The following is an 8,327-nucleotide window of genomic DNA, read 5'->3' on the forward strand; positions in this document are numbered from 1 at the left end:
AAGCTCTGGATCATTCCCTCCGAGCTCACGGAGTCGCTCAAGGGCATTGCGGAAGGATTTCTCGGCGGTGCCTCGGTGCGCGGCAGCGGATCGCCTGAACAGCAGTAGAAGACCGGAACGGAATAAGGCGCATAGTGCGTATTGACTCATCAGCGGGGTACTTCTCCCCCGCTACCCCGCGAATCATCGCGCACCGAGGGCTATCCCTTGATGCGCCAGAGAACACCCTGCTTTCGTTCCTTAAGGCGTTGAGCGCGGGAGTGAGCCACCTTGAGACCGATGTCCATGCATCGGCTGACGGGCATGCCGTCATTTGCCATGACGAAGATCTCGCGAGAGTCGCTGGCCGCTCCGTTCGCGTGGATCAGCTCACGATGGCGGAGCTGCGCAAGGTAAATCTCGGTGCTGGACAAAACTTCAGCAGTCTCGCCGAGATGCTCGACGCCTTTCCCGACGCCCGGGTGAACATCGACATCAAGTCGGCGGCGGCGATCGAGCCGACCATTCGGGCGATTCTCGATGCACATGCTACGGATCGGGTTTTGGTGACCTCGTTTGACGAAAAGAGGCGAGCGGCTGCGGTTGCTGGGTTACCAGGGGTCGCGACGTCCGCGTCGTCCTCCATCCTCGCGCGCACTCTCGTTGCCCTTCGGACCGGCAACACTTCGGCGGTCGCCCGAGCGCTGGGCGGGGTGGGTGCCGTGCAGGTTCCCGAGCGCTACGGTCCCGTTCGAATCGTCACTCCCCGCTCGGTGCGGATGCTGCGCAACGCCGGGGTCGAGGTGCATGTGTGGACCATCAATGAGCCCGCCGATATGCGACGTCTCCTCGACATGGGAGTCGACGGGCTCGTTACAGATCGCGCCGACCTTGGGCTGGCTCTGGTGGCGGAACGCAACGGATTCCGAGAGTAGGCTGTGAACCCTTCGTAAAGCGCCGCATACGGAATGATTCTCCCAGCTTCGCGGTTTATAACTTGAGCAACGCGAGGAGGGACCACACAATGGCGGATCGCAGTTTGCGCGGAATGAGACTCGGATCACAGAGTCTTCAGAGTGAAGAGGGCGTTACCTTCTCCCCGCGCAAGACCAGTACATATCGTTCGGCAGATGGAACGACCTTTGAGGTGACGTTCTCTGCTGAAGCAGAAGTTCCAACCCAATGGGAATCCGCAAAGACCGGAGCCGAGGGTCGGCTCGTTGCCGACAACGGCGAGTTGGTTGAGCGCGAAGAGGGCGAAGAGAAGGTTGCCAGGACTCACTGGGACATGCTTCTTGAGCGTCGGACCCGTGCCGAACTCGAAGAACTGCTGCAGGAGCGGCTCGACTTTTTGAGGGCACGAAAAGGCCAGCACAAGATCGGCGCCTAGCGTCTATCGGCTAAGACAAAGGCCCCGCGATTGCGGGGCCTTTTCTGCGCCGTGCAGCGTTTTCGGCACCGGGCAGCGCCGAATCAGCCCTGATCGCCGAAGCGTGAAGCGCGGCGACGGGCAACGACTGCGCCGATCACGATGGACAGCAGGCCCAAGGCCGCGACCGTGATCTCAATAGCTTTTCCGGCGACTGACGCAGGGGTAATTGTGGTGCTGAGCGGAACATCCTCGACCATCGCACCCGCCTCAAACGGCGTCAGCTCGGCGAGCGTTGACCCCTCCGGCGAAATAATCGCGCTCACCCCCACCGTGGAGATATTGACGACCGAGCGGCCGTACTCGATGGCGCGGATGCGGGCGATCGCGAGCTGCTGAATGCTCTCGGAGCTGCGGCCAAAATCGGCGTTGTTCGTGGGCGCAAGGATGATCTCTGCCCCGTCATCGACCATCTGATGCATGAGGGCATCGTCGACAATGTCGAAGCAGATCGCGAGACCGGCGAGGATCGAGGTCTGCGCCGTCTCGATGTCGAAGACGTTCGGTCGCGTGCCGATCGAATAGTCCCGCGGAATGAGATCGAACAGATCGGGGGCGAGCGGATACCAGAACTGGCGATCGGGCAGATACTCGGCAAACGGAACAGGGTGCATCTTGTCGTATTGCGCGACGGCTCCCTCCCCCGGCTCCCAGAGCAGCAAGCTATTGAACGTCTCGTCCTCTTCGCCATCGGTTATGGTGCCGACCACGAGCGGCGCGCCGGTGCGCTCGGTGACAAAGTCGAGCACTCCCGCCGCCTGGGGATAGCGAAGCGGGTTGAGGTCTGCCGCATTCTCCGGCCAGACCATGACGTCGATCTCCTCATCGAGGATGGGCAGGCTTGCCTGTAAATGATCGTCGAGGATGTCGCCGCGCTGGCGATCTGAATAGAGACCAGCATCCGCGTTGCCCTGAACCGCTCCGACGCGAACCGTGGAATCCGACGCAATGGGGAACGCGGGGAAGCCGATAGCCACGACGAGGGCAACGGCGACGGGGGCGAATCTCGGCAGGGGGCGCAGGCTCCGCTCGGCGACAGCCTGAACGAGCATGGCCGCGAGGAATGCCACTATCCAGCTCAGCCCGGATGATCCCACCCACGCCACGAGCTCACCGAGCGGGCTCTCTGACTGAGAAAAGGCCAGCCTGCCCCACGAGAATCCGCCGTAGGGCCACACGCTCGCGACCGCTTCGCGAGCGACCCACACCCCGCCGACGAGGGCGGGAACAGCGAGCAACCTCCACGCCGCGTGGTCGACAAGAGGGGTGACCCATCGCCAGGCGAGGGCGATGAGCACAGCTCCCACCGCGAAAAACACCGATTCAAGGCCAGCGAGAGCCAACCAGGGCACCGGCCCGAGGTAGGTCGTGAGCCACATGACGTGCAGGCCATAGAAGGCGAAACCTCCGAGCAGGCCGATCACGAGTGCTGCACCGATAGATGCTGACCGCAGGGAAGCAAGGATGAGGGCTGTGCCGACTACGGCGAGTGGCCACCAGCCCAGAGGAGGAAAGGCTGCTGCAAGAAGCGCGCCGCCGAGAACGGCCACCACGACGCGGAGGGCAAGCCAGCCTGCGCCTCGCCGTCGCGCCGATAGCCCCAGGGCGCCGGATTCTATGGTGGTGCTCGCCGTCATTAGCCCACGCTTGAGTAGGCGACTATGCCGCGGCGAATGGATTCGAGCGCCTTGCGGGCCGTCGGGCCAACCGGCGCATCGGCAACCATGGAGAGCTGGTCGAGCAGGTCGATGGTCTGCTTAGTCATGCGCACGAAGTCGCCAGCGGCGAGGTCGGCATAGAGCAAGACGGAATCAAGCGCAGCGCCCTGAGCCCACCGGTACATAGCCATCGACAGTCCCGGGGATACGGGATTGGTGCCGGGCAAACGGTGATCGCGCTCGACGTCGTCGAGGTTGGCCCAGAGGGTGGTCGTGTTGTCGAGTGCTGCACGGAACGAGCCCTTGGGCAGGGAACGCTCATCCCCTTGACCGTCGTCCCGGCGCGGTTCGTAAACAATCGCTGCCGCCATCGCAGCCATGCCGGCGACATCGAGATCGTTCCACAGCCCTCGGCGAAGGCATTCTGCTACAAGAAGGTCACGCTCCCCGTAAATGCGTTTCAGGATGCGACCGCCCTCGGCAACGACCACGGCTCCGTGTTCATTGCGCGTGAGATAGCCCAGTTCGAGCAGCACGTCGGTGACCCGGTCGAACACCTTGGCAACTGCACCCGTGCGGGTTTTCACCTGGCGACGCAGCTCATCCGTCTGCTTCTTGAGCCGCCACCAGCGCTCTGCCCAACGCGCGTGAGCCTCTCGGTCGGCGCAGCTGTGACACGGATGTTGCTTGAGTCGCTTGCGCAGCTCTGTGAGCTGGCGCTGCCGGCGATCACGTTCGCCCCGGGAGCCCGCGTCGCTGCGAACGGTCTTGCGTTCGAGGTCGCCAAGCTCACGGCGGATGCTTGCATACTCGGCAAAGTTGCCCAGGTGGCATTCCATGGCCTTGGCGTAGCCCGCGAGAGACTCCTCTTGGCTGCGCACCTTGCGGGCCATGTCGACCACGGAACGGTCGGCCTGAAACTGGGCGAATGACGATTCGAGCACGTCTCGCGTGCGTTCCCGCCCGAACTGCTCGATGAGGTTCACGGCCATGTTGTACGTGGGAGCAAAGCTCGAGTTGAGCGGGTAGGTGCGGCGCGAAGCAAGGGAGGCGACGGCCTGCGGGTCGATTCCGTTCTGCCACTGAATAACAGAATGGCCCTCGACGTCGATTCCGCGACGGCCCGCGCGGCCGGTGAGCTGGGTGTACTCCCCCGGAGTGATGGGCACCCTCGCCTCACCGTTGAACTTCTCGAGCTTCTCCAGCACTACAGTGCGCGCCGGCATATTGATGCCGAGCGCAAGAGTCTCTGTGGCAAAGACGGCTTTGACGAGCTTCTTTTGGAACAGCTCTTCAACAACCTCTTTGAACGCCGGCAGCATTCCTGCGTGGTGTGCCGCGACGCCGCGCTCCAGACCATCCAGCCACTGCCAGTAACCCAGCACCGCGAGATCTTCATCAGGGATCGCACGGCAGCGTTCTTCAACGATCTCCCGGATGACGTCCCGTTCGTGCTTCTCGGTGAGATGCACCCCGGCCCGCAGAACCTGAGCGACGGCCTGGTCGCATCCCACCCGGCTGAAGATGAAGAAGATAGCGGGCAAGAGATTCTGTGACCCAAGGAGGCGCACGATCTCTGCGCGATTGAGCTTGTCATCGTTGAATGCGGCGCGCGCGTGGTAGCGGTTGCGATCACGACCGCGAGCCCTGCCGCGCTCTGGCGGGCGGCCGCCGCGGCCACCGGATGACGCGAGCCGCATGAGCTCTGGGTTGACCCTGTGGGTGGCCGCCTGGCCAGAAGAGTCGAAGAGATCGAGCAGCTTGGACCGCACAAGAACGTGCTGGTCGAGGGGCACAGGGCGCTCCTCGGAAACGATCACCGCGGTGTCGCCCCGCACGGCCTGAAGCCAATCGCCAAACTCCTCGGCGTTCGACACCGTTGCGCTGAGGGAGACGAGCCGCACATTGCGGGGCAGATGGATGATGACTTCTTCCCACACTGCCCCGCGAAAGCGGTCGGCAAGATAGTGAACCTCATCCATCACGACAAAATCGAGGTCGCGCAGCAGATCGGAATCCGCGTAGAGCATGTTGCGCAGAACCTCGGTCGTCATCACCACGATGCGAGCACCAGAGTTGATGTTGGTGTCGCCCGTGAGAAGACCCACGTTGTCAGCACCGTACGTCGCGACGAACTCCTGAAACTTTTGGTTGCTCAGGGCTTTCATGGGCGCCGTATAAAAGACCTTTGCGCGCGGCCGCTGCATTGCGAGGTAGACGGCGTACTCGGCGACGATCGTCTTGCCTGCGCCCGTAGGGGCGGCGACGAGAACGCTTTCGCCGCGTTCGAGTGCTGCGGCCGCTTCGAGCTGGAACGGGTCCATATCGAAGGCGAGACCCTCGCGAAATGCGTCGAGGTGCGGTGCCGACTCGCGCAGCCGGGAGGCCGCATAGCGTTCAGCCGGGGACAGCCCCGGGGATCCTGGGTCGATCATGCAGTGGCCGTTCCTAAAAACTCAGCGTTGCGCTTGGCCTTGCGCTTGTCGCTCAACCACGCGATGCCGGCTGAGATCAGATACAGCGCGACCATCGGGATGATGAGAAGCACCATCGAGACGACGTCGGCGGCAGGGGTGGCGAGGGCCGCGAAGGCGGAGATCACGACGACGGCGATGCGCCACGACTTGAGAATTTGCTTCGCGCTGATGACGTCGGCGAAGTTGAGCAGCACAAGAAAGACCGGCATAACAAACGCAATTCCCACCGCGATGAGGAGCTTGAGCGAAAAATCGAGATACACCTTGGCCTGCAGCAGAGTTGCTGCTCCCTCGGCGGCGAAGCGCACGAGCAGATCCACCATGTTGGGCAGAACGAGCCAGCCCACGAAGCATCCGGCCAAGAACAACGGAACTGCCGTGAGCACGAAGCCCAACGCAAAGCGCTTCTCGTTCTTGTGGAGTGCAGGCATAAAGAATGCCCAGATTTGATAAAGCCAGACGGGGCTCGACGCTACGAGACCGACGGTGAAAGCAATCTGTAGCCGAGTGTCGAATGCTTCGGTGAGGTAGGTGTAGGCGACCTCTGCGGTGCGGCCCTGCTCCTCGGCGACGATCAGCAGAGGAGCCTGAAGTTGGGCCCAGACCCAGTCCGCGACAAAAAATCCGCCGACAGACAGCGCAATAATGGCGCCGGCGGAGATGAAAAGCCGGCGCCGGAACTCAAGCAGGTGCGAGACCAGGGGCATCCGCCCCTCACGATCTCGCTGCCCGCGTTTCGGCGCAGCCATGGAACTCAGTTCTTTGGAGCGTTCTCGTCGGTGGGCGCCGCTGCCTCGTCCTTAGCGTCCTTCTTGCTTGAGCTCATCTCGCTCTTAAAGATGTTCATCGACTGAGCGACGCTCTTAGCAATGTTGGGTAGCTTCGGTGCAGCGAAGAGCACGAGAACGATGAGGACCAGAAGCAGTCCGGTCCATCCGCCGAGGTTTGCGGGCATGAGTCTCTTCTTTCAGGAAGGGTGTAGGTAGAAAGTCTACGTCACTGGCCTGAATCTGCGTCATAGCGAGATTCGGCTCGCCGAACCCAGTCGGCCACGGCGGCACGGGCATCTGCCGGAGCAACCACGCGCACCGTGCCTGGCATGCCCGCGACCAGGCGTTTTAGCCTGTGGTAGTGGGGCACGACGACGGTCGTGCGCACAACATCCGGAGCGACCATTTCTGGTTCGGACGGGCTGAAATCGGCCAGCAGAGGCAGAACGGCGGAGGCAACCTCGAGGGTGACGGGGATGTCGTCGCTTGACCCCTCGAACAGCGAATCTCCGAGCAGGATGTCGCGAGTGTCGGGAGAAACGGGCTGGGCCGAGACAACGGGGTCGATAATGCGGTCAAGCCGGAACGTTCTCGTGGATTCGCGCACATGATCCCACGCCCGCAAATACCAGTCGGCGTCGAGCGACTCGACCCGGAGAGGGTCGACCCTTCGGGAGGCTCGCTCGCCCTTCCAATCGATGTAGTCGAACTCGAGCTGCAATCCGCGCGTCACAGCATCGCGTATGACCCTGAGCGTCTCGCTCGACTCGGAACCCTCCACCGCCACGGGGCTTGGGGTGGCCGAAGCGCCGCGCGATAGCTTGGCCATAAGCGCGGAGATGACGCCGATGTCGGCGTTCTCCGGCAGCGCCGAGAGGTATTGAAGGCCGGCGATGAGCGCTGCTGCTTCGCGAGCGGAAAAGCGCGGGGCATCGTCGATAGCGACGAGATTCGTGAGCACGATCTCGTCGTTGTCGCTGAAGTCGTCCCACGCGAGATCGAAGAGATCGCCGTGCTGGTAGGTGCCCGTCTCTCCCGGGATGCCCGAAACCGCGATGAGCTTGACCGCATCGCGCACCTGAGACTCGCTGACACCGAAATGAGCGGCGACCTCAGCGACGCTGATGCGACCCTGCTCCATGAGGTAGGGCACAAGGACCAGCAAGAACGCGAGCTTGTCGCCCGCCTGAGGCACCCGAGCGCGAGGCGCCCGCTTGTTCTCGGCCATCAGCTCTCCCCCTCGTGCTGTGCTCGTACCGTTCTGAGGCGCTCTCGAACGGCGGCGCGCAGTTCGGGAGGCGAGATCACGAGCACTTCGGGGCCCATTGCGGCGAGCTCGTCGGCGAGGATTGCCGCATCGGCATAGTGCAGCGTGACATTGTCGCCCTCGCCAGCTGCGGAACCGCGCCGGCGGAGTAGACGCGTTTCGGCATCCGAATCGGGCTCCACGCGCACGTGGGCGACATGGGAGTTCCACACCTCGTTGACGCCGGCGAGGCCGAGCGCAGCCTGATCGCCTGCGGGAGCAACGAACTGCTTGGAGAGGATGGCAACCTTGCTGACAATGCGTCGCAAGAGGTAGGTGCGGGTGTCGTTGCTGCCGGGCACCCGAGCGAACAGGTGCCAGCGGCCCTCGTGCTGGAAGAGGGCGAGCGGTTCGACGGTGCGTTCGGATGCCGTGGCCTGGCCCGGCTTGAGATAAGAGAACGTTACGGCCACGCTCTTTTGCAGCGCGATCGAGAGCGGCTCAAAGGCGGCATCCCTCACCCTGACCCTGGGGGCGTAGCCCACGACGGGTTCGGTCGGCGAAAGCCCGAGAGAGCGCAGCTTGAGCAGTGCCCGCGCCGATTCGGCCGACATGGATCCCTCCCGCCACACGACGGCGGCGAGATTGAGCAGCGTGGTCTCTTCTGGCGAGAACGTCACATCGGTGGGGAACTCATACTCACCGCGCGGGATGCGATAGCGCAGGTTCTGATTGTTGCCCGGCTCCCCCGCGGCCTCCACCGTCTCA

General features: G+C 63.1%; 8 protein-coding genes. 2 read left to right on the forward strand and 6 right to left on the reverse strand.

All coding sequences use genetic code 11. From position 1 onward, the window contains the following. Window positions 1–134 precede the first annotated feature (134 nt). Together AC062T_RS14020 and AC062T_RS14025 are read left to right on the forward strand one after the other, a co-directional pair. The gene (locus tag AC062T_RS14020) at window positions 135–914 is read left to right on the forward strand and encodes a glycerophosphodiester phosphodiesterase family protein (protein WP_476031044.1); all 780 of its coding nucleotides are present in this window, start codon (window positions 135–137) and stop codon (window positions 912–914) included. 89 nt (window positions 915–1,003) lie between these two features. Beyond that, window positions 1,004–1,369 (forward strand): RNA polymerase-binding protein RbpA, encoded by a 366-nt coding sequence (locus tag AC062T_RS14025; protein ID WP_476031046.1) that lies wholly within the window; start codon window positions 1,004–1,006, stop codon window positions 1,367–1,369. Between the two features lie 83 nt (window positions 1,370–1,452). Here the strand turns inward: AC062T_RS14025 and lnt are convergent, their stop codons facing one another. The 6 genes from lnt to AC062T_RS14055 all read right to left on the reverse strand — a co-directional run. After that, window positions 1,453–3,045 carry an apolipoprotein N-acyltransferase gene (gene lnt, locus AC062T_RS14030; RefSeq protein WP_476031048.1) on the reverse strand — a complete coding sequence of 531 codons (1,593 nt, stop codon included), beginning with the start codon at window positions 3,043–3,045 and terminating at the stop codon, window positions 1,453–1,455. Then, window positions 3,045–5,501 (reverse strand): DEAD/DEAH box helicase, encoded by a 2,457-nt coding sequence (locus AC062T_RS14035; protein ID WP_476031050.1) that lies wholly within the window; start codon window positions 5,499–5,501, stop codon window positions 3,045–3,047. Before AC062T_RS14035 ends, lnt begins: the two co-directional genes overlap by 1 nt. After that, window positions 5,498–6,292: a twin-arginine translocase subunit TatC gene (gene tatC, locus AC062T_RS14040; protein ID WP_476031052.1), complete on the reverse strand. Its 795-nt coding sequence runs from the start codon at window positions 6,290–6,292 to the stop codon at window positions 5,498–5,500. Before tatC ends, AC062T_RS14035 begins: the two co-directional genes overlap by 4 nt. Window positions 6,293–6,297: 5 nt before the next feature. Beyond that, a complete protein-coding gene (locus tag AC062T_RS14045) occupies window positions 6,298–6,498 on the reverse strand; it encodes a twin-arginine translocase TatA/TatE family subunit (RefSeq protein WP_476031054.1) in 201 nt (66 codons plus the stop codon). 41 nt (window positions 6,499–6,539) lie between these two features. Then, complete coding sequence (locus AC062T_RS14050; RefSeq protein ID WP_476031056.1) at window positions 6,540–7,541, reverse strand: helix-turn-helix transcriptional regulator; 1,002 nt, start codon at window positions 7,539–7,541, stop codon at window positions 6,540–6,542. Beyond that, window positions 7,541–8,327, reverse strand: a 787-nt coding sequence (locus tag AC062T_RS14055) for a helix-turn-helix transcriptional regulator (RefSeq protein WP_476031058.1), incomplete at its 5' end; no start/stop codon positions are given. The genes AC062T_RS14055 and AC062T_RS14050, both read right to left, overlap by 1 nt.

The sequence above is a fragment of the Homoserinimonas sp. genome (assembly GCF_056262345.1).

Coding starts and splice junctions, on each gene's coding strand:
- AC062T_RS14035 (WP_476031050.1), bottom strand. CDS start 5,501: ATGATCGACCCAGGATCCCCGGGGCTGTCCCCGGCTGAACGCTATGCG.
- AC062T_RS14045 (WP_476031054.1), bottom strand. CDS start 6,498: ATGCCCGCAAACCTCGGCGGATGGACCGGACTGCTTCTGGTCCTCATC.
- tatC (WP_476031052.1), bottom strand. CDS start 6,292: ATGGCTGCGCCGAAACGCGGGCAGCGAGATCGTGAGGGGCGGATGCCC.
- AC062T_RS14025 (WP_476031046.1), top strand. CDS start 1,004: ATGGCGGATCGCAGTTTGCGCGGAATGAGACTCGGATCACAGAGTCTT.
- lnt (WP_476031048.1), bottom strand. CDS start 3,045: ATGACGGCGAGCACCACCATAGAATCCGGCGCCCTGGGGCTATCGGCG.
- AC062T_RS14050 (WP_476031056.1), bottom strand. CDS start 7,541: ATGGCCGAGAACAAGCGGGCGCCTCGCGCTCGGGTGCCTCAGGCGGGC.